23 protein-coding genes, 2 pseudogenes and 1 riboswitch are annotated in these 22677 nt (G+C 71.5%); of the genes and pseudogenes, 17 read left to right on the top strand and 8 right to left on the bottom strand.

Features of this window, described 5'->3' with window-relative positions:
- Nucleotide 1 precedes the first annotated feature (1 nt).
- The 6 genes and pseudogenes from hpnH to SZN_RS10635 all read left to right on the top strand — a co-directional run bounded on the left by hpnH (nucleotide 2) and on the right by SZN_RS10635 (nucleotide 5552).
- Nucleotides 2-1024 (top strand): adenosyl-hopene transferase HpnH, encoded by a 1023-nt coding sequence (gene hpnH / locus SZN_RS10660; RefSeq protein ID WP_007494130.1) that lies wholly within the window; start codon nucleotides 2-4, stop codon nucleotides 1022-1024.
- Between the two features lie 4 nt (nucleotides 1025-1028).
- Nucleotides 1029-1274: pseudogene (locus SZN_RS10655) on the top strand (flavodoxin-dependent (E)-4-hydroxy-3-methylbut-2-enyl-diphosphate synthase); the annotation flags it as partial.
- A gap of 84 nt (nucleotides 1275-1358) precedes the next feature.
- Nucleotides 1359-3314, top strand: coding sequence for a 1-deoxy-D-xylulose-5-phosphate synthase (gene dxs / locus SZN_RS10650; protein WP_007494126.1), 1956 nt, complete (start codon nucleotides 1359-1361; stop codon nucleotides 3312-3314).
- Nucleotides 3311-4696, top strand: coding sequence for an aspartate aminotransferase family protein (locus SZN_RS10645; RefSeq protein ID WP_007494124.1), 1386 nt, complete (start codon nucleotides 3311-3313; stop codon nucleotides 4694-4696). The genes dxs and SZN_RS10645 overlap by 4 nt, the downstream gene beginning before the upstream one ends.
- An 89-nt stretch (nucleotides 4697-4785) precedes the next feature.
- Nucleotides 4786-5436 (top strand): helix-turn-helix domain-containing protein, encoded by a 651-nt coding sequence (locus SZN_RS10640; RefSeq protein WP_007494121.1) that lies wholly within the window; start codon nucleotides 4786-4788, stop codon nucleotides 5434-5436.
- A complete protein-coding gene (locus tag SZN_RS10635; protein WP_043729817.1) occupies nucleotides 5433-5552 on the top strand; it encodes a DUF6126 family protein in 120 nt (39 codons plus the stop codon). Before SZN_RS10640 ends, SZN_RS10635 begins: the two co-directional genes overlap by 4 nt.
- A 31-nt stretch (nucleotides 5553-5583) precedes the next feature.
- Here SZN_RS10635 and SZN_RS10630 read toward each other — a convergent pair whose 3' ends face one another.
- Nucleotides 5584-6381, bottom strand: a complete 798-nt coding sequence (locus SZN_RS10630; RefSeq protein ID WP_007494118.1) for a tyrosine-protein phosphatase — start codon at nucleotides 6379-6381, stop codon at nucleotides 5584-5586.
- Nucleotides 6382-6979: 598 nt separating this feature from the next.
- A riboswitch (cyclic di-AMP (ydaO/yuaA leader) is annotated at nucleotides 6980-7148 on the top strand.
- 2 nt (nucleotides 7149-7150) lie between these two features.
- Here SZN_RS10630 and SZN_RS10625 point away from each other — a divergent pair.
- On the top strand, nucleotides 7151-8101 hold the full coding sequence (locus tag SZN_RS10625; protein WP_007494116.1) for a M23 family metallopeptidase: 951 nt from the start codon (nucleotides 7151-7153) through the stop codon (nucleotides 8099-8101).
- A gap of 339 nt (nucleotides 8102-8440) precedes the next feature.
- A complete protein-coding gene (locus SZN_RS10620) occupies nucleotides 8441-9226 on the top strand; it encodes an SGNH/GDSL hydrolase family protein (protein WP_007494114.1) in 786 nt (261 codons plus the stop codon).
- 146 nt (nucleotides 9227-9372) lie between these two features.
- On the opposite strand, the pseudogene SZN_RS42430 reads toward SZN_RS10620, so the two are convergent.
- Nucleotides 9373-9534, bottom strand: a pseudogene (locus SZN_RS42430) (TetR family transcriptional regulator); the annotation flags it as partial.
- A gap of 79 nt (nucleotides 9535-9613) precedes the next feature.
- Here SZN_RS42430 and SZN_RS10615 point away from each other — a divergent pair.
- Nucleotides 9614-10804, top strand: coding sequence for an MBL fold metallo-hydrolase (locus tag SZN_RS10615; RefSeq protein ID WP_007494112.1), 1191 nt, complete (start codon nucleotides 9614-9616; stop codon nucleotides 10802-10804).
- 573 nt (nucleotides 10805-11377) lie between these two features.
- Here the strand turns inward: SZN_RS10615 and dmpG are convergent.
- Genes dmpG through SZN_RS10595 form a run of 4 tightly spaced genes read right to left on the bottom strand, consistent with a single transcriptional unit; the run spans nucleotide 11378 to nucleotide 14410 of the window.
- Complete coding sequence (gene dmpG / locus SZN_RS10610) at nucleotides 11378-12397, bottom strand: 4-hydroxy-2-oxovalerate aldolase (protein ID WP_007494110.1); 1020 nt, start codon at nucleotides 12395-12397, stop codon at nucleotides 11378-11380.
- Entirely contained in the window at nucleotides 12394-13338 is a 945-nt protein-coding gene (locus SZN_RS10605) for an acetaldehyde dehydrogenase (acetylating) (protein ID WP_007494109.1), read from the bottom strand. Before SZN_RS10605 ends, dmpG begins: the two co-directional genes overlap by 4 nt.
- Nucleotides 13335-14141, bottom strand: coding sequence for a 2-keto-4-pentenoate hydratase (locus tag SZN_RS10600; RefSeq protein ID WP_043729809.1), 807 nt, complete (start codon nucleotides 14139-14141; stop codon nucleotides 13335-13337). The genes SZN_RS10605 and SZN_RS10600 overlap by 4 nt, the downstream gene beginning before the upstream one ends.
- A complete protein-coding gene (locus SZN_RS10595) occupies nucleotides 14138-14410 on the bottom strand; it encodes a hypothetical protein (protein ID WP_007494107.1) in 273 nt (90 codons plus the stop codon). Before SZN_RS10595 ends, SZN_RS10600 begins: the two co-directional genes overlap by 4 nt.
- A 69-nt stretch (nucleotides 14411-14479) precedes the next feature.
- On the opposite strand from SZN_RS10595, the gene SZN_RS41320 reads away from it, so the two are divergent.
- Together SZN_RS41320 and SZN_RS10590 are read left to right on the top strand one after the other, a co-directional pair.
- A complete protein-coding gene (locus SZN_RS41320; protein WP_167546298.1) occupies nucleotides 14480-14617 on the top strand; it encodes a hypothetical protein in 138 nt (45 codons plus the stop codon).
- A 208-nt stretch (nucleotides 14618-14825) separates the two neighbouring features.
- Nucleotides 14826-15161 (top strand): hypothetical protein, encoded by a 336-nt coding sequence (locus SZN_RS10590; RefSeq protein ID WP_007494105.1) that lies wholly within the window; start codon nucleotides 14826-14828, stop codon nucleotides 15159-15161.
- A gap of 180 nt (nucleotides 15162-15341) precedes the next feature.
- On the opposite strand, the gene SZN_RS10585 is transcribed toward SZN_RS10590, so the two are convergent.
- On the bottom strand, nucleotides 15342-16580 hold the full coding sequence (locus SZN_RS10585) for a beta-ketoacyl-[acyl-carrier-protein] synthase family protein (RefSeq protein ID WP_086021359.1): 1239 nt from the start codon (nucleotides 16578-16580) through the stop codon (nucleotides 15342-15344).
- A 111-nt stretch (nucleotides 16581-16691) separates the two neighbouring features.
- On the opposite strand from SZN_RS10585, the gene SZN_RS10580 reads away from it, so the two are divergent.
- Nucleotides 16692-18380 carry a polyketide synthase gene (locus SZN_RS10580; RefSeq protein WP_279627015.1) on the top strand — a complete coding sequence of 563 codons (1689 nt, stop codon included), beginning with the start codon at nucleotides 16692-16694 and terminating at the stop codon, nucleotides 18378-18380.
- Here SZN_RS10580 and SZN_RS10575 read toward each other — a convergent pair.
- Nucleotides 18347-18832: a PaaI family thioesterase gene (locus SZN_RS10575; protein ID WP_007494102.1), complete on the bottom strand. Its 486-nt coding sequence runs from the start codon at nucleotides 18830-18832 to the stop codon at nucleotides 18347-18349. The two genes, SZN_RS10580 and SZN_RS10575, sit on opposite strands and share 34 nt — an antisense overlap.
- A gap of 468 nt (nucleotides 18833-19300) precedes the next feature.
- Between SZN_RS10575 and SZN_RS10570 the strand changes: the two genes are divergently transcribed.
- The 5 genes from SZN_RS10570 (at nucleotide 19301) to SZN_RS10550 (ending at nucleotide 22673) form a co-directional block, all read left to right on the top strand.
- Nucleotides 19301-19924: a Phenylacetic acid catabolic protein gene (locus SZN_RS10570; RefSeq protein WP_007494100.1), complete on the top strand. Its 624-nt coding sequence runs from the start codon at nucleotides 19301-19303 to the stop codon at nucleotides 19922-19924.
- An 18-nt stretch (nucleotides 19925-19942) separates the two neighbouring features.
- Nucleotides 19943-21079 carry a radical SAM family protein gene (locus SZN_RS10565; RefSeq protein ID WP_007494098.1) on the top strand — a complete coding sequence of 379 codons (1137 nt, stop codon included), beginning with the start codon at nucleotides 19943-19945 and terminating at the stop codon, nucleotides 21077-21079.
- Between the two features lie 218 nt (nucleotides 21080-21297).
- Nucleotides 21298-21552, top strand: coding sequence for an acyl carrier protein (locus SZN_RS10560; RefSeq protein WP_007494096.1), 255 nt, complete (start codon nucleotides 21298-21300; stop codon nucleotides 21550-21552).
- Nucleotides 21552-22376 (top strand): SDR family oxidoreductase, encoded by an 825-nt coding sequence (locus SZN_RS10555; RefSeq protein WP_007494095.1) that lies wholly within the window; start codon nucleotides 21552-21554, stop codon nucleotides 22374-22376. Before SZN_RS10560 ends, SZN_RS10555 begins: the two co-directional genes overlap by 1 nt.
- Entirely contained in the window at nucleotides 22377-22673 is a 297-nt protein-coding gene (locus SZN_RS10550; RefSeq protein ID WP_007494094.1) for an acyl carrier protein, read from the top strand.
- The last annotated feature ends 4 nt before the right edge of the window (nucleotides 22674-22677 follow it).

Genomic DNA, 22677 nt, shown 5'->3' with positions numbered 1-22677 from the left:
GATGGCCATGCCGCTGCGTCAGTCCATCAAGGTCGCTACTTACTTGGCCGAACAGAAGCTCCGCAGGCGGGACAAGTTCCCGCTGATCGTCGAGCTGGAGCCGCTGTTCGCCTGCAACCTCAAGTGCGAGGGGTGCGGCAAGATCCAGCACCCGGCCGGCGTGCTCAAGCAGCGCATGCCGGTCGCCCAGGCCGTCGGGGCGGTGCTGGAGTCCGGCGCGCCGATGGTGTCCATCGCCGGCGGCGAGCCGCTGATGCACCCGCAGATCGACGAGATCGTGCGGCAGCTGGTGGCCCGGCGCAAGTACGTCTTCCTCTGCACCAACGCCATGCTGATGCGCAAGAAGATGGAGAAGTTCACCCCGTCGCCCTACTTCGCCTTCGCCGTGCACATCGACGGGCTGCGCGAGCGGCACGACGAGTCGGTGGCGAAGGAAGGCGTGTTCGACGAGGCCGTCGAGGCGATCAAGGAGGCCAAGCGGCGCGGCTTCCGGGTCACCACCAACTCGACCTTCTTCAACACCGACACCCCGCAGACCGTCGTCGAGGTGCTCAACTTCCTCAACGACGAGCTTCAGGTCGACGAGATGATGATCTCGCCGGCCTACGCCTACGAGAAGGCGCCCGACCAGGAGCACTTCCTCGGCGTCGAGCAGACCCGCGAACTGTTCAAGAAGGCATTCGCGGGCGGCAACCGCAGCCGCTGGCGGCTCAACCACTCGCCGCTCTTCCTGGACTTCCTGGAGGGCAGGGTCGACTTCCCGTGCACGGCCTGGGCGATCCCGAACTACTCGCTGTTCGGCTGGCAGCGCCCCTGCTACCTGATGAGCGACGGCTATGTGCCGACGTACCGGGAACTCATCGAGGAGACCGACTGGGACAAGTACGGCCGCGGCAAGGACCCGCGCTGCGCCAACTGCATGGCGCACTGCGGCTACGAGCCCACCGCCGTCCTCGCCACCATGGGCTCGCTCAAGGAGTCCCTGCGCGCCATGCGCGAGACCGTCTCCGGGAACCGGGAGTGAGACCGTGACCCCGATCCCCCCGGGCGTCCCGGAGGTACCGGTCCGGCCGGTCGCCGAGCGCCGCGGGAGCCGTCGGACCCAGGTCGGGACGCCGGCGGTCGGCGGGGGTGCCGCGGTGTCGGTGCGGTCGGTGACGACGACGCGTACGGCGGACGTCGGGGCGACGTTGCAGCGGATCGCGGAGCCGACGGCGTCGGGGTGCCAGATCGTGCGGGTGGCGTGTCCGACGCAGGACGACGCGGACGCGCTGTCGCCGCGAGCGCCCCGGCCGGTTCGGGGACACCGGCAGTGACGGTGGGTTGAAGCGAGGCACGGACCGAGAGGGGGCCCGAGCGTGACGATTCTGGAGAGCATCCGGGGACCACGTGACCTGAAGGCGCTGTCCGAGGCGGAACTCGGCGAACTGTCCGACGAGATCAGGGAGTTCCTGGTGCACGCGGTCGCCAGGACCGGGGGGCACCTCGGGCCCAACCTGGGGGTGGTGGAACTCTCCGTCGCGCTCCACCGGGTCTTCGAGTCGCCGGTCGACCGCATCGTGTGGGACACCGGCCACCAGAGCTATGTGCACAAGCTGCTGACGGGGCGTCAGGACTTCTCCAAGCTGCGCGGCAAGGGCGGTCTGTCCGGCTACCCCTCGCGCGAGGAGTCCGCGCACGACATCGTCGAGAACAGCCACGCCTCCACCGCGCTCGGCTGGGCCGACGGGCTCGCCAAGGCCCGGCAGGTGCGGGGGGAGGAGGGGTGCGTGGTCGCCGTGATCGGCGACGGGGCGCTGACCGGCGGCATGGCCTGGGAGGCGCTGAACAACATCGCCGCGGCCAGGGACCGGCCGCTGATCATCGTCGTCAACGACAACGAGCGGTCCTACGCGCCGACCATCGGCGGGCTCGCCGACCACCTCGCCACCCTGCGCACCACCGACGGCTACGAGCGGTTCCTCGCCTGGGGCAAGGAGGTCCTGCTGCGCACCCCGCTGGTCGGCGGCACCGTCTACGAGTCCCTGCACGGCGCGAAGAAGGGGTTCAAGGACGCCTTCGCGCCGCAGGGCATGTTCGAGGACCTCGGGCTCAAGTACGTCGGTCCCATCGACGGCCACGACATCGGCGCCGTCGAGTCCGCGCTGCGGCGGGCGAAGCGCTTCCACGGACCCGTCCTCGTGCACTGCCGCACGGAGAAGGGGCGCGGCTGTGAACCCGCCCTCGCCCACGAGGAGGACCACTTCCACACCGTCGGCGTGATGGACCCGCTCACCTGCGAGCCGCTCGCCCCGTCCGCCGGGCCGTCGTGGACGTCGGTGTTCGGCGACGAGATCGTGCGGATCGGGGAGGAGCGGGCGGACGTCGTGGCGATCACGGCCGCCATGCTGCACCCCGTGGGACTCGGCAGGTTCGCCGAACGGTTCCCGGACCGGGTCTGGGACGTGGGCATCGCCGAGCAGCACGCGGTGGTCTCGGCGGCCGGCCTGGCCACGGGCGGGCTCCACCCCGTCGTCGCCGTCTACGCCACCTTCCTCAACCGCGCCTTCGACCAGCTCCTCATGGACGTGGCGCTGCACCGCTGCGGGGTGACCTTCGTCCTGGACCGGGCCGGGGTCACCGGGGTCGACGGCCCCTCCCACAACGGCGTGTGGGACCTGTCCGTCCTCCAGGTGGTGCCCGGCCTCAGGATCGCCGCCCCGCGCGACGCCGACCAACTGCGCGCCCAGCTGCGCGAGGCCGTGGCCTGCGACGACGCTCCCACCCTGGTCCGGTTCCCGAAGGAGTCGGTCGGACCCTCCGTCCCGGCGGTGGACCGGGTGGGCGGCCTGGACGTGCTGCGCGGGGACGACGGCGAGCCGGACGTCCTGCTCGTCGCCGTCGGCGTGATGGCCCCGGTCTGCCTCCAGGCGGCCGACCTGCTCGGGGCCCGCGGACTCACCTGCACCGTCGTCGACCCGCGCTGGGTCAAGCCCGTCGACCCCGCCCTCGCGCCGCTCGCCGCACGGCACCGGATCGTCGCCGTCGTCGAGGACAACAGCCGGGCGGCGGGCGTCGGCGCGGCCGTGGAACTGGCCCTGCGGGACGCCGACGTGGACGTGCCGGTACGCCGGTTCGGCATCCCGGAGCAGTTCCTCGCCCACGCCAAACGGGGCGAGGTGCTGGCCGACATCGGCCTCACCCCCGTCGAGGTCGCCGGGCGGATCAGCGCGAGCCTCGCCCTCGGGGAGGCCGGGGACACCCCGGCCGGACCGCGGGCGAACGGCGGCCAGGACGGCCGTACCGCAGTGCCGGCCAAGGAGAGGACCCCATGACCACGGAGTTCGACCTCGGTCACCTCCTCGCCGCGCGCGGGGCCGAGCGCTACGAGCTGCACACCCGGCACCTCAACCACCAGCTCCCGCGGATGCTGCGCACCATCGGCTTCGACAAGGTCTACGAGCGGGCCGAGGGCGCCTACTTCTGGGACGCGGACGGCGACGACTACCTGGACATGCTCGCCGGGTTCGGGGTGATGGGCCTCGGGCGGCACCACCCCGTCGTCCGCAAGGCGCTGCACGACGTCATCGACCTGGGCCTCGCCGACCTCACCCGCTTCGACTGCCAGCCGCTGCCCGGTCTGCTGGCCGAGAAGCTGCTCGCGCACAGCCCGCACCTGGACCGGGTGTTCTTCGGCAGCAGCGGCACCGAGGCGGTCGAGGGAGCGCTGAAGTTCGCCCGGTTCGCCACCGGCAGGCCGCGCGTCCTGTACTGCGACCACGCCTTCCACGGGCTGACCACGGGCTCCCTGTCCGTCAACGGCGAGTCCGGCTTCCGGGACGGCTTCGCCCCGCTGCTGCCGGACACCGCCGTACCCCTCGGCGATCTCGACGCGCTGGCGAGGGAGCTGAAGAAGGGCGACGTCGCCGCCCTGATCGTCGAGCCGATCCAGGGCAAGGGCGTCCACGAGGCGCCCGGCGGGTATCTGCGGGCCGCCCAGGAACTGCTGCACCGGCACAAGGCGCTCCTCATCGCCGACGAGGTGCAGACGGGACTCGGACGCACCGGCGACTTCTACGCCTACCAGCACGAGGAGGGGGTCGAGCCGGACCTGGTGTGCGTGGCCAAGGCGCTGTCCGGCGGCTATGTGCCGGTGGGCGCCACGCTCGGCAAGGACTGGATCTTCAAGAAGGTCTACTCGTCCATGGACCGGGTCCTGGTGCACTCCGCGAGCTTCGGCGCCAACGCGCAGGCCATGGCCGCCGGCCTCGCGGTCCTGTCCGTCATGGAGAACGAGCAGATCGTCGCCAACGCCCGCGCGACGGGAGATCTGCTGAGGTCCCGGCTGGCGGCCCTGACCGGCGGATACGAGCTGCTGGCCGACGTACGCGGCCGGGGGCTGATGATCGGCATCGAGTTCGGGCGCCCCGACTCGCTGAAGCTGCGCAGCCGCTGGACCATGCTCCAGGCCGCGCGCAAGGGCCTGTTCGCGCAGATGGTCGTGGTGCCGCTGCTGCGGCGGCACCGGATCCTCACCCAGGTCAGCGGCGACCACCTGGAGGTGATCAAGCTGATTCCGCCGCTGATCATCGGCGAGCGGGAGGTGGACCGGTTCGTGGACGCCTTCACCGATGTGATGGACGACGCACACAGCGGGGGCGGACTGATGTGGGACTTCGGTAAGACACTGGTCAAGCAGGCGGTGGCGAACCGCTGAGAGCCGGTCCCGTCCCGGGCCCCGAGGGTGCTTTTGCCTCAGGGGCAACAAATTTGCCCCTGAGGCAATGCTGCGGCTGAATGGGGAGCATGAGCTCTCCCGAGAACGGGCCCGAAGGCGAGGCGGCGGGGCCGGCCGAGGTGGCGGGGCCGGCCCAGATCCTGCCCGTCGTCGCCCCTCAGCTGCGCGCCCTGCGCCGTCGGGCCTCCCTCACCCTGGAGGCCGCGGCCCGCTCCGCCGGACTGTCGCCCGCCCATCTGTCCCGGCTGGAGACCGGGCAGCGGCAGCCCTCCCTGCCGATGCTGCTCGCCCTGGCCCGCATCTACGGCACCACCGTCTCCGAACTGCTCGGGGAGACGGTCGCCGACCGCGACGCCGTGGTGCGCGCCGCCGACATGGAGCCGACCGCCGCGGGCGGCTGGACGTACTGGCAGGCGGGCGCCTCCGGGCGCGGGATGCAGGCCCTGCGCGTCCATGTGCCGCACCGCTCGCAGGGTGACATCGTGCGCGTGCACCCCGGCGAGGAGTGGCTCCACGTCCTCAAGGGGGAGCTGCGGCTGCGTCTCGGGGACACCACCCACCGCCTCGGCCCCGGTGACAGCGCGCACTTCGACTCGCTCACCCCGCACCGCATCGCCGCCCAGGACGAGGGCGGCGTCGAGCTCCTCTTCGTCCACACCCTGATGCAGAGCCCGACGGCCACGCTGTGCCTGGGCCCCACCCCTGGAGAGACGTCATGAGAAACATGGAGGAGAAGTTCCCGCGGGCCCTGTGGGTGCGGCTGCTCATCTACATCGCGGTCGGCCACGTCTTCGCCGCCTTCATCTACCTCCTGTTCGAGGCGGGCGCGAAGTAGGCGGGGCGGCCCGGCGGCGGCCCGCCGGGGGTCAGTCGAGCAGCCGGGCGCGCAGCCGCTCGCGGGTCTGCGGGGTGACCCGCAGACCCTGCTCCAGATAGGCGTCGACGCCGCCCCAGGTCTCCTCGATCGTCGAGAAGGCGGCCGTCAGGTACTCGGCCCGCGCGTCGAACAGCGGGCTGAGCAGCTCCATGACCTCAGGCGAGTAGGCGGATGCCCCGGTGCCGCTGCGGCGCACCTTGTAGCGGCGGTGCTTGGCGTTGGACTCCAGGTAGTCGGCGACGATCGCCTCACGCTCGACCCCGAGCGCGAGCAGTGTCACGGCGATGGAGAGGCCGGCCCGGTCCTTGCCGGCCGCGCAGTGCATGAGCGCCGGGACGCTGTCCTGCGCGAGCGCGTGCAGGACCCGGGAGTGCTCGCCGGTGCGCTCCTTGATGATCGCGCGGTAGGAGGCGATCATCCGCTCCGCGCCCTTGTCGTCCGCGAGGATGGCGCGCAACTCGTCGAGGTCGCCGTCGCGGACCATCTTCCAGAACTCCGCCCCGTCCGCCGGGTCGGACAGCGGAAGGTTCACGTTGCGCACGCCCGGCAGCCCGACGTCCGGGCCTTCGAGCTTCTGGTCGGCCGCGTTGCGGAAGTCGAAGATCGTGTGCAGCCCCAGGGAGCCCAGGAAGGCCGCGTCGTCCGCGGTCGCGTGCGCGAGGTGCCCGCTGCGGAACAGCACGCCCCGCCGCACCCGCCGTCCGTCTCGCGTCGGCAGTCCGCCCACGTCGCGGAAGTTGCGCACCCCTGCCAGCTCGGGCTCGGTCGAGGGGATCTGCTGCGTCACGGGTGGCTCCTCCCGGTCGGCCCCGCCGGCGCGGCTCGGCGATGAGGCCGGCGGGGTGCGTCCCCGACGATACGACATGCGTTCCACGGCCGATGAGTTGTCCACAGGCGTCGCCCGGCAGGCCGTACGCCCTTCTCGTGCCCCTCGCGCGTTCTTCCGCGCCCCGTCGCGATCCCGACGGTCGAAGTTCGCGAAACGGACTAATGGTGCGATGGTTGCCCCCTTGTGCGGGGCGGGTATTTCATCCCCTTTTGCCGGGTTGACCTGCCGCGGTGCATATCCAATCTCGTCACATCCGGATACTTCTGTCCGAATTGCTTCCTTCGTTCTAACTCGCCCTGGATTAGGGAAGGCTGGAGCAGGGTCACGTGAGGAGCGTCATAACCGTGACGGTGCGTCGTTAGTCATGTCCACGCAATTCGTATGGTTCTCATGGGGTTTCGAGGCGTGTGGACTCCTGGAATTCACTCAGGGTGACCGGGAATTCCCGCAAGGGATCAACGGGAACGCATTCGGACGGAACCCGTCACTTGTTCCGGTGCGTCCTCCTCGCTTACGTTCGCCACCAATCCGGACGGACGCCGAATCCTGCCGCCGACCGGATCCCGCGCCAACTCACCCGTGCACGGCAGGAGCGGGGGACCCACAGGCACCACCGCCTGTTCCGGTCTCCGGAACAGGCTTGGGGTTAAGTCGCGCCTCGGCGCGGCCGGGCATCTCCAGCTCGCACCCGACAGCTCACCTCGCAGGCACCGGAGAGGAAAAAGCCATGCCCGCGAAGGGTAAGCACCGCCGTCCGAAGTCCCTGCGCTTCACCCGTTCCATAGCCGTCGCCGGAACCGGTGGCGCCGCTCTCGCCCTCCCGCTCATGGGGGCCACCGGAGCCTTCGCCGCTCCCGCGCAGCCCGTCACCGAGAAGGCCGTGCAGTCCGCTCCGGTCTCCGCGAAGAAGGCCGTCGAGAAGAAGACCGGTGAGCGGCAGACCGCCGCGAAGAAGACCGGCGTGCGCTCCTATTCGGTGAAGGCCGGGGACTACCTCGCCAAGATCGCCGACGAGCAGAACGTCAGCGGCGGCTGGCAGAAGCTCTACAGCGACAACCGCGACGCCGTCGGCTCGGACCCCGCTCTGATCCACCCGGGCCTGAAGCTCGTCCTCGGCGGCAAGAAGGCCCACGCGGAGAGCTCCAAGCCGTCCGCCGCGACGCCTTCTTCGGCGGCCAAGCCGTCCGCGAAGGCCCATCAGGAGACCGCCCCCGAGAAGACGGCTCCCCGGAAGACCGTCGCCAAGGCCGCGAGCGCCGCCACGGCGAGCGGCTTCTCCGCTCCGACGGACTCCGCGTCGGTCGGCACCAACTACAAGGTGCCGGGCAGCATGTGGTCGAGCGGCTACCACACCGGAGCCGACTTCACCGCCCCGATGGGCACGCCCCTCAAGGCCGTCGGCTCGGGCACCGTCGTCTCGGCCGGCTGGGCCGGCCCGTACGGCAACCAGATCATCATCCGGCTCGCCGACGGCTACTACGCCCAGTACGCCCACATGTCCTCGCTGGCCGTCTCCAGCGGCCAGACGGTGACCGCGGGCCAGCAGCTCGGCCTCTCGGGCGCGACCGGCAACGTGACCGGCCCGCACCTGCACCTGGAGATCCGCACCACCCCGAACTACGGCTCGGACGTGGACCCGGTCGCCTACCTCCGCTCCAAGGGCGTCTCCATCGGCTGACGGCCCGCCCGCGCGCGCGACCCGCACCACCTGCCTGACACGCGGCCGAAGGCCGGACCCCGATCCCCGGGTCCGGCCTTCGGCCTTTCCCGCACGTGCTCGTACTCGTGCCCGCATTCGTGCTCGTGCGCGGGCTCGGGGCCGTATGCGGATTCCCGGCCGGGGATTGCGGTGGCGGCGCCCAACGCGCCGTGCCGGAACGTTATTCCGGGTTTGGTGAACACTTTGGCAGTGGCTTATCTCACCGCCCGTCAACCCTTTCCTACGGTCGCGTAGGTCACATTCGAAGGTGAATCATGTGCCGTTGTGACAGACGATTCGAAGAGTGACAACAGATCAGTGATCGGGTCGTACGTCGCGGTGGGGGACAGCTTCACCGAGGGCGTAGGCGATCCGGGCCCCGACGGCGCGTTCGTCGGCTGGGCCGACCGTTTCGCGGTCCTCCTCGCCGACCGGCGCCCCGAGGGCGACTTCACGTACACCAACCTCGCCGTGCGGGGGAAACTGCTCGACCAGATCGTGGCGGACCAGCTGCCCAGGGCCCTCGAACTCGCCCCGGACATGGTCTCGTTCTGTGCCGGCGGCAACGACATCATCCGCCCCGGCACCGACCCCGACGAGGTCGCCGAACGCTTCGAGCGGGCGATCGCCACGCTCACCGCGGCCGTCGGCACCGTCATGGTGACGACCGGCTTCGACACCCGGGGCGTACCGCTGCTGAAGCACCTGCGCGGCAGGATCGCCACCTACAACGGCCATGTACGGGCCGTCGCCGACCGGTACGGGTGCCCGGTGCTCGACCTGTGGTCCCTGAAGACCGTCCAGGACCGCCGCGCGTGGGACGGCGACCGGCTCCATCTGTCTCCCGAGGGGCACACGCGCGTGGCGCTGCGCGCGGGCCAGGTCCTCGGACTGGAGACCCCGGCCGACCCCGACCAGCCGTGGCCCGCACTGCCGCCCCGCGGCACGCTGGAGATCCGGCGGGACGACGTCCACTGGGCGCGCGAGTACCTGGTGCCGTGGATCGGACGGCGGCTGCGCGGCGAGTCGTCGGGCGACCAGGTGAGGGCCAAGGGCGCGCTGAGTCCGGGCGACATCAGGACGCGGATCGCGGCGGTGGCCTGAGACTGCCGTCGTCGGTGGCGTCACGGACGAGAGCCCGACCGGCGGCGTACGGGCGTGAGCGCGACCGGTGCCGAACGGACGTGACCGCGACCGGCGGCGTACGGGGGCGAGCGCGATCCGCGGTGGGCGGGTCGCTCACCGCGCGTTCACCGTACGGCGGCCGTCAACGCCTCCCGCCGTACCTCCAGTTCCCGGGCCAGCGCCTCGTCCGCCCACTGCTGGGCCCGCGCGCGCGAGACCGCGCCCGGGTACGACGTCAGCTGCGCGGCGAGCCCGTCGAGGAGGGCCGCCGGAGCAGTGACGTCCGGGGCCGCCGGAGCAGCGCCGCACCCGGACTGTCGGTGCGGCCGACCATAATGGAAGTCTCGCCCATTACCTGGAGGTACCGTGGCCGGTTTCCGTCTCCCGAGCGCCGGGGTCGGCGTCCCGCGTCCCGCGGCCTTCGGCGTGGACCCGAGCGGGCAGCGCCTGGAGCGCATCCGCAGGTCACCGCACTTCCGTGACGGGGTCTTCCAGAACCCGGGCGGTGCCGCGCGCACCAGACCCTCCGGTTCGATGCTGGAGTTCGCCAAGGTCTTCTTCGACAGGGACACGCGGCCCCGCCGCACCCCGAGGGGCACCGTCCCGGTGCATCCGACCACCTACGCCGATCTGGCGAAGCCGCCGGTCAGCGGCCTGCGGCTGACCTGGATGGGCCACTCCGGCGTGCTCGCGGAGATCGACGGCCACCGGGTGCTCTTCGACCCGGTCTGGGGCGAGCGCTGCTCACCGTTCCCGTTCGCCGGGCCCAAGCGGCTGCACCCGGCCCCGCTGCCGGTCGCCGCGCTCGGCCCGGTCGATGCCGTCGTCATCTCGCACGACCACTACGACCACCTCGACATGCCCACGATCAAGGCGCTGGCCGGGTCGGACACCCTGTTCGCCGTGCCGCTCGGCGTCGGGGCCCACCTCGAACACTGGGGCGTCGGCGCCGACCGCCTGCGCGAGCTGGACTGGCACGAGACGGCGAAGATCGGCGGACTCTCCCTGACCGCCACCCCCGCCCGCCACTTCTGCGGCCGCGGACTGCGCAACACCCAGCACACGCTCTGGGCGTCCTGGGTCGTGGCCTGCGAGCGGCACCGGATCTACCACAGCGGGGACACCGGCTACTTCGACGGCTTCCGCGACATCGGCGCGGACCACGGCCCGTTCGACGCCACGATGATCCAGGTCGGCGCCTACTCGGACTTCTGGCCCGACATCCACATGAAGCCCGACGAGGGGGTGCGCGCCCATCTGGACCTCCAGGGCGGCGGTCCGGGCGGTGTCCTGCTGCCGATCCACTGGGGGACGTTCAACCTGGCGCCGCACGCGTGGGCGGAGCCGGGGGAGTGGATGAGGGACGCGGCGGAGGAGGCCGGCCAGGCGGTGGCGTTCCCCCGTCCGGGTGAGCCGTTCGAGCCGGCGGGGACTCTCCCGTCGGAGGCGTGGTGGCGGGCGGTCGCGGGTCCGGTCGCGCACCCCTGGCGCCGTCCCGGGCCGGCGCGGCCCGCCGCCGGGGCCAAGCACGATCTGGGCCTCGCGGGCGACCGCTGACGGCGGACGCGGACGAACCCGGTCGGGGTGCGCGCCCTCCGGCGCGTGCCGCGGCGGGGAGCGGGACCCTCTGGCGCGTTCGCCGGGCGGCGCGCTCGACGCGGGCGTTCGAGCCGTGTCGCGCAGGTTCAGCCCCCGCCGACACGGCGGGGACCGCACCCGTTCGTCGCCCGGACACGTACCGCGGACCGCCGGGCCGCGCCCGCGGACCGGACGCGGCCCGTCCGGCGGAACCCGGTCGGTGCTCGGTCCGGTTCGGCGCTCGGCCCGGTTCGGTGCGGTCGGGTCACCGTGCGTCCGTGTGCCCGCCCTTGGTGACGGTTGGGCCGAACTGGCGCACCTGCGGGACGGTGGTGACCATGTGTGCCACCACTCGTTCGCTCAGGCAGACGTGCCGGTGGGGCGTGTCGCCGGGGAAGCGCACGAAGCCTGGGCGGCAGGCCAGCCGCGTCGCCGGGGGGCGGCATCCGCCCGCACGGCATGACCGGCACCTCCCGGACCCCGGCGCGGGAGCAGGTGCGCTGTCCGTGTCCGTCCCCGCCTTCCGAAGGCGGGGACGGACACGGCCTGGGTTCAGCGGTCCGACCCGCTCCCCAGCAGATCGAGCGCGATGTCGACGATCATGTCCTCCTGCCCGCCGACCAGTCGGCGGCGCCCGACCTCCAGCAGAATGCTCCGGACGTCCACGCCGTACCGCAGTGCCGCGGCCTCGGCATGGCGGAGGAAGCTCGAGTAGACGCCCGCGTACCCCAGGGTCAGCGTCTCCCGGTCGACCCGCACCGGACGGTCCTGGAGCGGGCGGACGATGTCGTCGGCGGCGTCCTGGAGGGCGAACAGATCGCAGCCGTGCTTCCACTCATGGAGATTCGCCACGGCGATGAACGGCTCGATGGGGCAGTTGCCCGCTCCCGCGCCGTGTCCGGCGAGTGAAGCGTCGACCCGGTTGACTCCCTCCTCCACGGCGACGACCGAGTTGGCCACGGCCAGCGACAGGTTCTCGTGGGCGTGGATGCCGATCTGCGTCTCGGGGGAGAGGACGTCACGGTAGGCGCGGACCCGGTCGCGGACCCCGTCCATCGTCAGGCGCCCGCCGGAGTCGGTGACGTACACGCAGTGCGCGCCGTAGGACTCCATGAGCTGTGCCTGCCGCGCCAGCTCCGGGGCGTCGGCCATGTGGCTGAGCATGAGGAAGCCGGACACGTCCATCCCCAACTCCCGTGCGGCGGCGATGTGCTGGGCGGACACGTCGGCCTCGGTGCAGTGGGTCGCGATCCGTACGGAGCGCACTCCGAGGGAGTAGGCGTGCCGAAGGTCCGCGATGGTGCCGATGCCGGGGAGCAGCAGCGTGGTGATGGTCGCGTTGCGCAGGACGGACGCGGCGGCCTCGATCCACTCCCAGTCGGTGTGGCTGCCGGGGCCGTAGTTGAGGGAGCCGCCTGTCAGGCCGTCGCCGTGGGCGACCTCGACGGCGTTGACGCCGGCCGCGTCGAGCGCGGCCGCGATCCGGGCGACGTCGGCCGGCTCCATCCGGTGGCGCACGGCGTGCATGCCGTCGCGCAGGGTGACGTCCTGGATGTAGAGGTTGACGGTCATCCCCGGGCCTCCTGGCGTGCGTGCTGGGCAATGCGTTCGCCGGTGCGCAGCGCGGCCGACGTCATGATGTCGAGGTTGCCGGCGTAGGCGGGGAGGTAGTGGGCGGCGCCCTCCACCTCGAGGAACACCGACACCCGAGTGGTGACCGGGGCGGAGCCGTCCGGCACCAGGGTGTGCACGGGCTCGTCCGCGGCCACCGGGGTGAACTGCACCTCCTGCTTGAGGCGGTACCCGGGCACGTACTCGGCGACCTCGGCGACGACGTCGGCGACCGAGGCGCGGATCGCGTCGTGGTCGGCGTCACCGATGAGGCAGAACACGGTGTCGCGCATGATCAGCGGTGGTTCGGCCGGGTTGAGGACGATGACGGCCTTCCCCCGGGCGGCGCCGCCGACCGCCTCGACGGCGGACGCGGTGGTCTCCGTGAACTCGTCGAGGTTCGCGCGGGTACCGGGTCCGGCGGACTTCGAGGCGATGGACGCGACGATCTCCGCGTACGGCACAGCGGTCGTCCGGGCCACGGCGTGCACGACCGGGATGGTGGCCTGGCCGCCGCAGGTCACCATGTTGACGTTGCCGGACGCGAGATGGGCGTCGAGGTTGACCGCCGGGACGACGAACGGCCCGATGGCCGCCGGCGTGAGGTCGATCAGCCTCTTGCCGTACGGCGCGAGCCGCGCGGCGTTGGCCCGGTGCGCCTTGGCGGAGGTGGCGTCGAAGACGATGTCGATACCGGAGAAGCCGTCGAGGGCGATCAGACCGTCGACGCCGTCGGAGGTGACGGGAACGCCCAGGCGGCGGGCGCGGGCGAGCCCGTCGGACTCGGGGTCGATGCCGACGAGGGCCGCCATCTCGAGCGTGTCCGACGTACGGAGGATCTTGATCATCAGGTCGGTCCCGATGTTGCCGGAACCGATGACGGCGACCTTGGTCCTGGTCATGCGCAGTCCTTTTCGAGGAAGGTGGCGGACACGGTTCCCAGGCCGGAGATCTCGGCGTGGACGCGGTCGCCGGGGGCTACCGCCGCCATCGGGCCGAGCGCCCCGGACAGCACGACCTGTCCGGCCTTCAGCGGGTCACCGAAGGCGTACGCGGTACGGGCCAGCCACAGCAGAGCGTTGAGCGGGTCACCCAGGCAGGCGCTGCCGGTCCCCTCGGAGACGGGAGCGCCGTTGACGTGCAGACGCATCGTCGTCTCACGGGGCTCGAAGCCGTCGAGGGTGACATGCCCGTCCCCGAGGACGTACAGACCGCAGGAGGCGTTGTCCGCGACCGTGTCCACCAGGGTGATGTCCCAGCCCGCGACACGGCTGTCCACGATCTCCAGTGCCGCCGCCGCGTACGCGACCGCGGCGCGCACCCGCGCCGGCGACGGGTCGTCCGTGTCGAGGTCGGCGCCGAGGACGAACGCGATCTCGGCCTCCGCCTTGGGCTGCAGCAGCAGCCCGGCGGGTACCGCACGACCGGAGTAGTCCATGTCGTCGAGGAGAACACCGAAATCAGGCTGGTCGACGCCGAGTTGCCGCTGGACCGCGGGTGAGGTGAGTCCGATCTTGCGGCCGGTGACACGCGCGCCGGCGCCGAGCCGCCGGTCCACGAGCATGCGCTGCACCCGGTATGCCGCGCCGACGTCGCCCGCGCCCAGCAGGTCCCGCACCGGGGCGCAGGGGGTGCCGCTCTCGGTGGCGGCGGCCAGCCTGGCCGCGGCCTCCACGACCGGCACGTCGCGATCGGGCGTCGTCATCGGCCCGCCCCCGACTGCGCGGTCACCACGGCGAACCCGGCGATCCACTGCGGGATCGGCCGGTAGGAGCGGGAGGTGAACCGGTAGTCTCCGACGGCGGCGAGGGAGGCGAACGCCGCGACCCAGGTGCGCACCTCGTGCGCGGAGCCCCCGCCCTCGGCACCCATCCACTCGGTGCTCCAGGCGTCGACGGCGGCGACCGCGTCCGGCGCGGGGTCGTTGGCGCCGGTGAGCGGCGACCGGGAGGGGCCTACGACTGCGGCGGTCATGCGGTGCTCCTCGCCGAGGGGGAATCGGTCGGGTGAAGGACGGGCTTTCCGGTCGGCAGCCCGTCGGTCATGAGCTGGAAACCCCTGTGGATCTCCGTCAGCGGCAGCGTCCGGTCGATGACCGGACGTACACCGGTGGCCTCCATCGGCTTCAGCAGGGACACCGGTTCGCCGCGGGTGCAGCCCAGGATGCGCTGCTGGAGGTAGAAGACCCGGCCCAGGTCGGCGCCCGGATCGGTACCCGAAGGTGGCTCCGGCGACGACGACCGTGCCCCCCGGACGCAGTGACTTCAGCGACGTGGCGACCACACGGACCAGGGACCGGCCGGGCTTCGGTTCGGGTTTGGCTACGTCCCCGGGTACGAGCCCGGTCAGCGGGTCGCTCGGGCTCCGGGAGACGGCGGTTGCAGCAAGCATGCCGTCACGCTCGCCCACCCTCCCACCCGGCGACAGCAGGTGTCCCGCTCTGTGGAACAACGGATGGAACTGCCCCGACCTGCTGCTGTCGCCCGGCGCCATGACCTCGACGAGCGAACCCCGGGGCGCGGCCACCCCGGCCCCGCGGGGAGCCCTGCGGCGCCCGGCAGACCTGGCCCCCACTCTCGGTGTCTCCGGGCTCGTCGACACCGAGGGCGGGCTGCTGGACGGCGGAATCTACGCGGCGTACCGGGAAGCCGACCGAGTCGAGAGCCGGGGCGGCAGCCGAACGGCTCTGCTCGCACGCGTCGCGAACGTCATCTCAGGCCGCTGAGCGGGAAGGACGACGCTCCGCGGCGCGTTCGGCGGGAGCGGCGCGTTCGGCGCGTGCGGCGGGAGCGGCGTGCGGGGGACGCAGCGCGATCGGCGTACGGGACCGCGCGTGTCGTCCCGGCCGGTCGGCGGAGTGCGCCGGCCCGCCCGGCCGCTCCCGGCGCCCAGGCCGTGGCAGTCGTCAGGGCTCGTCGGGGGCGGTGAACACGGCGACGCAGTTCTGCCCGCCGAAGCCGAAGGCGTTCGCCATGGCGGTCCGCACCGGCAGCCGGCGCGCGACGTGGGCCACATGGTCCAGGTCGCACTCCGGGTCGGGGGTGTCCAGATTGATGGTGGGGGGAACGGCGCCGTCCCGGATGGACAGCGCGCACACCATCGCGCTCAACGCGCCGGCGCCCGCGAGCAGATGACCGGCGGTCGACTTCGGACTGCTCACCGCGATCCGGTCCGCCGCCGGGCCGAGCGCGGTGCGCAGGGCTCTGCTCTCGGTGGAGTCGTTGGCCTTGGTGGACGTGCCGTGCGCGCACACGTAGTCGATCTCGTCCGGGGAGACGCCCGCGCGCCCGACCGCCGTGCTGATCGCGGCCGTCGTGTACGCGCCGGTCGGGGACGGCGCGCTGACGTGGAAGGCGTCACAGGTCAACGCGCCACCGCTGACGGCGGCGTACGCGGTGGCGCCGCGCCTGCGGGCGTGCTCGGCCGATTCGAGGACCATGACCACCGCGCCCTCGCCGAGCACGAAACCGTCCCGGTCGGCGTCGAACGGGCGGCTCGCCCCGGCCGGGTCGTCGTTGTTCCGCGACAGCGCGCCCATGGCGGCCATCCCGGTGATGAACACCGGCGCGATCGCGGAGTCGGTGCCGCCGCAGATCACCACGTCCGCCTCGCCGGCGAGGATGAGGCGCCGCGCGTCCAGCAGCGCGTACAGGCCGCTCGCGCAGGCCAGCGCGTTGGCGTTGACCGGGCCGTGCACGCCGAGGTCGATCGCCACCTCGCAACTGGGCATGTTCGCAAGCGAGTACGGCACGAAGTAGGCGCTCGGGTCGGCCTCGGCGACCACCCGCCGGGTGGCGGCCTCGATGGTGTCGAAGCCCGCGACGGCCGCGTTCACCACGATTCCGACCCGGTCCCGGTTGTCGTCGTCGATGCGGAGTTTCGCGTCGGCCACCGCTTCGCGGGCGGCCACGACTGCAAACGCGGTGAACCGCGAAATGCGCCGGGAGCGCTTGGCGTCGAAATGGTCGGACGGCTGGAAACCCCATACTTCCCCGGCGATTTGAGTGGCCATTCCGGTCGGGTCGAAAGCAGTGATCCGTGCGATGCCCGACCGGCCCGCCAGCATTGCTTCCCAACTGCTCTCCCGATCGTTTCCGACCGGGGTGACGGCCCCTATGCCTGTTATCACAACATCGTTGCGCATCATGCTCACAATACTGTCCGGGGACCGCGTGAACAATACGGTCTGCCAGTTCCTGCAAGGTGCCGCAGAAGTCTGGACACGGATTACGGACGGGTGTCAGAGTAGGGAGGCGTGCAGGATGATGACGAAAAGCGCGTGGCAATTGTCGGGATGAGTCTGCGTGCGCCTCGTGGAGTGGCGGACGTCGACGCGTACTGGGAAGCCGTCAGGAACGGCACCGACCTCGTCACCGAGTTGCCGCAGGAGCGCAGGGCCGTCTTCGGTGCCGAATGGGACGGCATGGTGACCCGCGGCGGATACCTCTCCGGCGCGTTCGACTTCGACGCCGGCTTCTTCCAGGTTTCCCCACGTGAGGCGCGAGTCGTCGACCCGCAGCAGCGGCTTCTGCTGGAGGTCGTCTGGGAGGCGTTCGAGGACGCCGCCATTGTGCCGGCCGACGTCGCGCCGGCCGCGGGGGTTTTCGTCGGCGTCAGCGGCCAGGATTACCGGCGCTGGTTCACCGGTGAACCGAGTGCCCACTGGACGGCCGGCAACGGGCACAGCTTCGCGGCCGGCCGTATTTCCCACACCCTCGACCTCCAGGGTCCGGCGTTCGCAATCGACACCGCCTGTTCCTCGTCGCTGGTGGCGCTGCACACGGCCTGCCGATCGCTGGCCGCCGGGGACTGCGACACCGCGGTCGCGGCCGGCGTCAACCTCGTTCTCGCCCCGTGGACCACGCTCGCCCTGGACAAGACCGGCGCGCTCTCGCCTGAGGGGGCGTCCCGCCCGTTCGACGCCGGGGCGAACGGTTTCGTCCGAGGCGAGGGCTGCGCCGCGCTCGTACTGAAGAGGCTGGCGGACGCGGTACGCGACGGCGACCGCGTCATCGCGGTCGTCGACGGCAGCGCCATCAACCACGACGGGCGCTCCAGCACCTTCGCCGCCCCGAATCCGCGGGCGCAGACCCGGCTGATCTCCTCCGTCCTGACCTCGCTCGCCCTGTCCGCCACCGACATCGGCTACCACGAGGCGCACGGCACCGGCACTCAACTCGGCGACCGGATCGAGCTTGAGGCGATCAAGACCGCACTCGCGGGCGGCCGGCTGTACGTGGGATCGGTCAAGGCGTGCCTCGGACACACCGAGGCGGCCGCCGGGCTCCTCGGCGTGATCAAGGCCGCGCTGTGCCTGCGCCACCGCCGCATCCCCCGGCAGCCGCACTTCGACCGGCTCAACCCCGGTGTCGACCTGGCCGGCACCGGCATCACCATCACCGGGCAGGAGGAGCCGTGGCCGCCGGACGCCGGTGACCGGGCCTCGGTCAGCTCCTACGGGATGAGCGGGACCAACGCGTACGTCGTGCTGTCCCCCGCTCCGGACGCGGCTTTGGACGTAGCGTCGGACGCGGCTCGGGACGCGGCTCCGGACGCGGGAGCGGATGCCCGTCCGGGGCCCGCGGTGTCCGGCTTCGCCGTGTCCGCCCGCGCCCCCGGCGCGCTGCGCGCACTGGCCGGCCGCTACGCCGCGCACCTGGCCGGGACCGGCTCCGCCGGCTACCCGGCGTTCGCCTACACCGCGAGCCACGGCCGCACCCGGCACGAGCACACCGTATGGGTGGACGCGGACCGGCCCGGGGCCGCGATCCCCGCCCTGCACGCGGTGGCCGCCGGGGAGCCGCATCCGGCGGTGACCGTGCTCGACCCGGCGCAGCCGCTGCCCCGGCCGCCCGCCGCGGTGCGGCGCGCGGTGGCCACGCTGCCCACCTACCCGTGGCAGCACGGCAGTTACGCGGTCCGGCCGATCGGCGCCACCGGTTGAGCCACCGGGTCGTCCGGCCCGGTCGCCCGCCGTGCCGCCCGGGTCGGCAGGGAGAAGTGCAGCGACGCCATCGCGACCAGCCAGTCGCGGCCGTCGGTCACCCGGACGTCGGTGACCGCGCTCCGCAGGCTGAGCTGCACGATGTCGACCGCGATCCGCAGCGCGCCGGGCTGGGCCGGTTCGAGGAAGCTCATGCTCGCCTGCGCCAGGACCGCTGAACGCATCTTCCCCACACAGGCGTTCACGGTCAGGAACGCGGCGTAGTCGACCAGCTTGAAGAGCGTCGGCCCGGACACCGATCCGCCGAGCGCGTACTCCAGTCCGTCCGGACCGGCGGCGCACACCAGCCGGTGGGGTGGCCGCACCTCGACCACCCGCAGCCCGTGGTCGCCGGGGATCAACTCGGCGAGCACCGCCGCCGCCTGCTCCAGCGTCGGTCGGGATTCCGCCACCTGCTCACTCACCGGCAACCGCCAATTCAAAAAGGGGAACAAGGCATTCCCGATCAGGAACGCGCCTCACCGGGCCGGGTAATTGGCGGTGCGGGCCGTTGTCGCCGTCGTCAAAGGGCCCCGCACACGTGGGCATTCGCAGCGTAGCCAGGCTATTCGGCCGGTGTCCAGCAGGTGTTTCGCGGGACCGCCGCCGGTTTTCCGGAATACGCCCGTCCGGTGCCGTCATCAAGGTGTTGACGCTCCCGAATGGCTGGGATACGGTCAACGCCGCAGCTGGCCATGTGAAGTGACGATGCGTCAGATGCACTGGGCATTGCCTGCTCAGGGGGCCGGACGTGACGTTGACTCACTTACGGGAGGGCGAGCGTGGCATTAACGGTCTTTGCTGATGAAGAAGTGGTGGTCCGTACTCCGGAAGAGTTCAAACGGATGCCCAAGGACTATCAGAGAATTCTCATCAGTCAGGTGACGATCAACACCGAGGGTGAGATCTCCGGCGGCGACGACTACGTCCAGATGTTCCTCCCGATGGCGCCGAACGCCGAGGAGATGCAGGTCTGCGCCGAGCGGGCGGCCGAGGAGTACGACCACTACAAGATCGGCAAGAAGGTCCTCGCCGACATCGGTGTCGACACCAGCCACATGGAGTCCCAGACGCTCGCCGAGCGCCGGCTCTTCGCCGACGACCGGCTGCACACCTGCACCACATGGGCCGAGCGCGGCATCTTCTCGTACTTCGGCGAGGCGGCGGTGCTGCTGATGCTGCGGGAGTTCGCCGACAGCAGCTACAAGCCGTGGGCCGACGCGGTCAGAACCATCATCATCGACGAGAAGATCCACATCGCCCACGGTGCCCGGGTGTGCCGCAACCTGGTGGCCGAAGGCCGCACCGACGAACTCCAGGCCGCGCTCGACCGGCTGTGGCCGACGTTCGAGGGCGTGTTCGGCAACCCGAACTCCGAGCGCTCCAAGCTGGCCGTCCGCTACCGGCTGCGGGCCACGACCAACGGCGAGGCGCTGGAGCAGTACCGCACGGACATGGCCGAGCGCATCACCGCGCTCGGGCTGAACCCGCCCTACGCGGTCTGACCGGGGAGCGGCGCCGACATGAAGACGGACTTACGGCTCACCCCACCGCAACCCCGGCCGCCCAGCCGGCTGGAGGCCAAGACCAGGCTGCGCGAACTGCTGGCCCAGCGCCCCGACCTCGCCGAACGGCTCCGGGTCCTGCGCGACATGGGACGCCGCGTGCGCGCCTGCGAAGTACACCTCACCACCACCTGCAACATCCGCTGCAAGGGCTGCTGGTACTTCGAGGGCGGCTTCGACACCGCGCTCCCGGAGACCGGCGATCTCGGCGTCATCAACGCGTTCGTCGACAAACTGGTCGCCGACGGAGTCACCCAGGCGACGCTCATCGGCGGCGAGCCGACCCTGGTGCAGAAGCGCATCGTGCCGTTCATCGAGAAGATCCCCTACATCACCATCTCCTCCAACGGACTGCGCCCGCTGCCGAAGACGGGGTTCGAGAACGTGGGCGTGGCGGTCAGCCTGTTCGGCGGCGGACCGCTGGACGACCAGCTGCGCGCACACCGGCCCAACGGCACCGCCTTCACCGGGCTGTTCGAGACCGCCCTCGGGCACTACCGCGACGACCGGCGCGTGACGTTCGTCCTCGCACTCAACGAGGACGGCCTGGAGTACGTCGAGCCGACGGTCCGCGCCGTCCAGGACAACGGCAACCAGGTCAGCTTCAACTTCTACAGCGCGCACGGCACCGATCATCCGCTGCGCATGGAGAACGAACAGCGCACCCTCGCCGAGGCGTTGCGGGTCCAGGAGCGCTACCCGGACACCGTGGTCAGCCCCCCGTACCTGATCGAGGCACTGATCACCGGACGCTCGCACTGGGGCGGGCACTTCGGCTACGAGGTGTGCCCGAGCATCAGCGTCGACCTCCCCGAGCACGCCGACCGCGTCCGCAACGGCAACCCGGTACTGGAGGGATTCGCCGTCTACGGCGCCGACTTCAAGACCCTCCAGTTCTGCTGCACCTCCGGGAACTGCGCCGAGTGCCGGGACAGCCAGGGCGTGTACAGCTGGCTGCTGGTCAGCATGAACTGGTTCCTCGACTCGACGCAGCGGCTGGAGACCTGGCTGGAGGTCGCCGAGAGCTACTGGCGCCAGTGGTACTGGGCGCAGCGCTTCTCACCGAACTTCTCCCGCCGCACCCTCCCCGCCTAATGCGGTGACCGGGAGGGTTCACCGGCTCTCGACGCCCGGCACGGCACCTCGCCGCGTGGTCGCCTCACCCGGGTACGTCCGGTACGAGGAGGAGGCTCCGCCTCGCGAGGCACCGCACCGGACGCCGCGGGCCTCCGGCGAACCCTCCCGGCCACAGCACCAGCCCCGCGGCACCCGCCCGGCAGCACGCGTTCCGCACGACCACAAGGAGAAGAAGCATGTCCATGCCCGTCGAGACGACCGCGGAAGCCGTGCACGAACTGATCCGAGCCGAGCTCGTCGACCTCGGCATACCGCGGGAGACCATCGCCCCGGACACCAAGTTCGACACCATGGAGATCGACTCGCTCGACGTCGCCGACCTGATGACCACGATCAAGCGCCAGTACGGCGTGGACATCCGGCGCGCCGAACTCGCCGATGTCACCATCGGTGAACTGGTCGACCGCATCGTGTCCAGCACCTCCTGTTGATGCCGACCCTCGCCGGCCGCAGGTACCTGATCACCGGTGTGCTCAACGACGAGTCCATCGCCTGGCACGCCGCCGCCGCGCTGCAGAAGGAAGGCGCGGAGATCGTACTGACCTCGTTCGGCCGGGCGGCGCGGATCACCCGCAAGGCCGCCGGCCTGCTCCCCGTCCGCCCGGACGTGCTGGAGCTCGACGTCACCCGGGACGAGGGCTTCGCCGCGCTCGCCGACGAACTGGACCGCCGGTGGGGCCGGCTGGACGGGGTCCTGCACAGCATCGCGCACGCCCCACCGGACGCGCTCGGGCGGGCGTTCCTCACCACACCGCCCGACAGCGCCCTGGCCGGGTTCCGCACCTCCGCGTACTCGCTCCAGCAACTGTCCGCCGCCCTCGCGCCGTTGCTCGCCCGCTGCGAGCACGGCGGATCGGTCGTCGGCATGACGGTCGACTCCGCGAGGGCGCTGCCGGGCTACGACTGGATGGGCGTCTACAAGACGGCGCTGGAGGCCGTGGCCCGCTACCTCGCCTGCTATCTCGGGCCCTCGGCGATCCGGGTCAACCTGGTCGCGGCCGGCCCCGTCGAGTCCGTGTCCGGGCGCGGGGTGAGCACGTTCGACGACATCGCCGAGTACTACGAGCGGTGGGCGCCGCTCGGCTGGGACCGCACCGACCCCGGCCGCATCGTCGGCGCGGTGCTGTTCCTGCTGTCCGACCTGGCCAGGTGGTCCACCGGCCAGGTGCTGCACGCCGATGGCGGGATGCACGCGCTGGCCGGCGGCATCGGGGTGCCCCCGGCCGGCACGGGCCGACACGAAGGCGGAATCTGAATGACGGACGCACAGCACGTGGTGAGCCGCGGCGAGTTCGACGCGGAGTTCGCCGCATTCGTCGGCGGACTCGGCGACGGGCGGACCATGACCGGGGTCGGCGGTGACGACAACCTCTTCGACGCCGGGGTGCTCGACTCCTTCTCGGTGATCAAGCTGATCGCGCTGATCGAGAACCTGGTCGGACGGCCGATCGACCTGGAACAGGCGACCATCGACATCTTCGCCACCACCGACCGGATCTACGGCACCTTCGTCGGCCCCGGCCCGGCGAACGGCGCCGGCGGGCAGAACTGACCGC

Source organism: Streptomyces zinciresistens K42, assembly GCF_000225525.1.
Classification (GTDB): Bacteria; Actinomycetota; Actinomycetes; order Streptomycetales; family Streptomycetaceae; genus Streptomyces; species Streptomyces zinciresistens.
The sequence above is the reverse complement of the archived record's forward strand: the minus strand, read 5'-3'. Positions and strand labels throughout refer to the sequence as shown.

Excerpts from the sequence above, each read along its gene's own strand:
- SZN_RS10645 (WP_007494124.1), top strand. The coding sequence starts at position 3,311 with ATGACCACGGAGTTCGACCTCGGTCACCTCCTCGCCGCGCGCGGGGCC.
- SZN_RS41320 (WP_167546298.1), top strand. The coding sequence starts at position 14,480 with ATGAGCTGGAAACCCCTGTGGATCTCCGTCAGCGGCAGCGTCCGGTCG.
- dmpG (WP_007494110.1), bottom strand. The coding sequence starts at position 12,397 with ATGACCGTCAACCTCTACATCCAGGACGTCACCCTGCGCGACGGCATG.
- SZN_RS10600 (WP_043729809.1), bottom strand. The coding sequence starts at position 14,141 with ATGACGACGCCCGATCGCGACGTGCCGGTCGTGGAGGCCGCGGCCAGG.
- SZN_RS10555 (WP_007494095.1), top strand. The coding sequence starts at position 21,552 with ATGCCGACCCTCGCCGGCCGCAGGTACCTGATCACCGGTGTGCTCAAC.
- SZN_RS10565 (WP_007494098.1), top strand. The coding sequence starts at position 19,943 with ATGAAGACGGACTTACGGCTCACCCCACCGCAACCCCGGCCGCCCAGC.
- SZN_RS10625 (WP_007494116.1), top strand. The coding sequence starts at position 7,151 with ATGCCCGCGAAGGGTAAGCACCGCCGTCCGAAGTCCCTGCGCTTCACC.
- SZN_RS10590 (WP_007494105.1), top strand. The coding sequence starts at position 14,826 with ATGCCGTCACGCTCGCCCACCCTCCCACCCGGCGACAGCAGGTGTCCC.
- SZN_RS10550 (WP_007494094.1), top strand. The coding sequence starts at position 22,377 with ATGACGGACGCACAGCACGTGGTGAGCCGCGGCGAGTTCGACGCGGAG.
- SZN_RS10635 (WP_043729817.1), top strand. The coding sequence starts at position 5,433 with ATGAGAAACATGGAGGAGAAGTTCCCGCGGGCCCTGTGGGTGCGGCTG.
- SZN_RS10605 (WP_007494109.1), bottom strand. The coding sequence starts at position 13,338 with ATGACCAGGACCAAGGTCGCCGTCATCGGTTCCGGCAACATCGGGACC.
- SZN_RS10585 (WP_086021359.1), bottom strand. The coding sequence starts at position 16,580 with ATGCGCAACGATGTTGTGATAACAGGCATAGGGGCCGTCACCCCGGTC.
- SZN_RS10640 (WP_007494121.1), top strand. The coding sequence starts at position 4,786 with ATGAGCTCTCCCGAGAACGGGCCCGAAGGCGAGGCGGCGGGGCCGGCC.
- SZN_RS10560 (WP_007494096.1), top strand. The coding sequence starts at position 21,298 with ATGTCCATGCCCGTCGAGACGACCGCGGAAGCCGTGCACGAACTGATC.
- hpnH (WP_007494130.1), top strand. The coding sequence starts at position 2 with ATGGCCATGCCGCTGCGTCAGTCCATCAAGGTCGCTACTTACTTGGCC.
- SZN_RS10595 (WP_007494107.1), bottom strand. The coding sequence starts at position 14,410 with ATGACCGCCGCAGTCGTAGGCCCCTCCCGGTCGCCGCTCACCGGCGCC.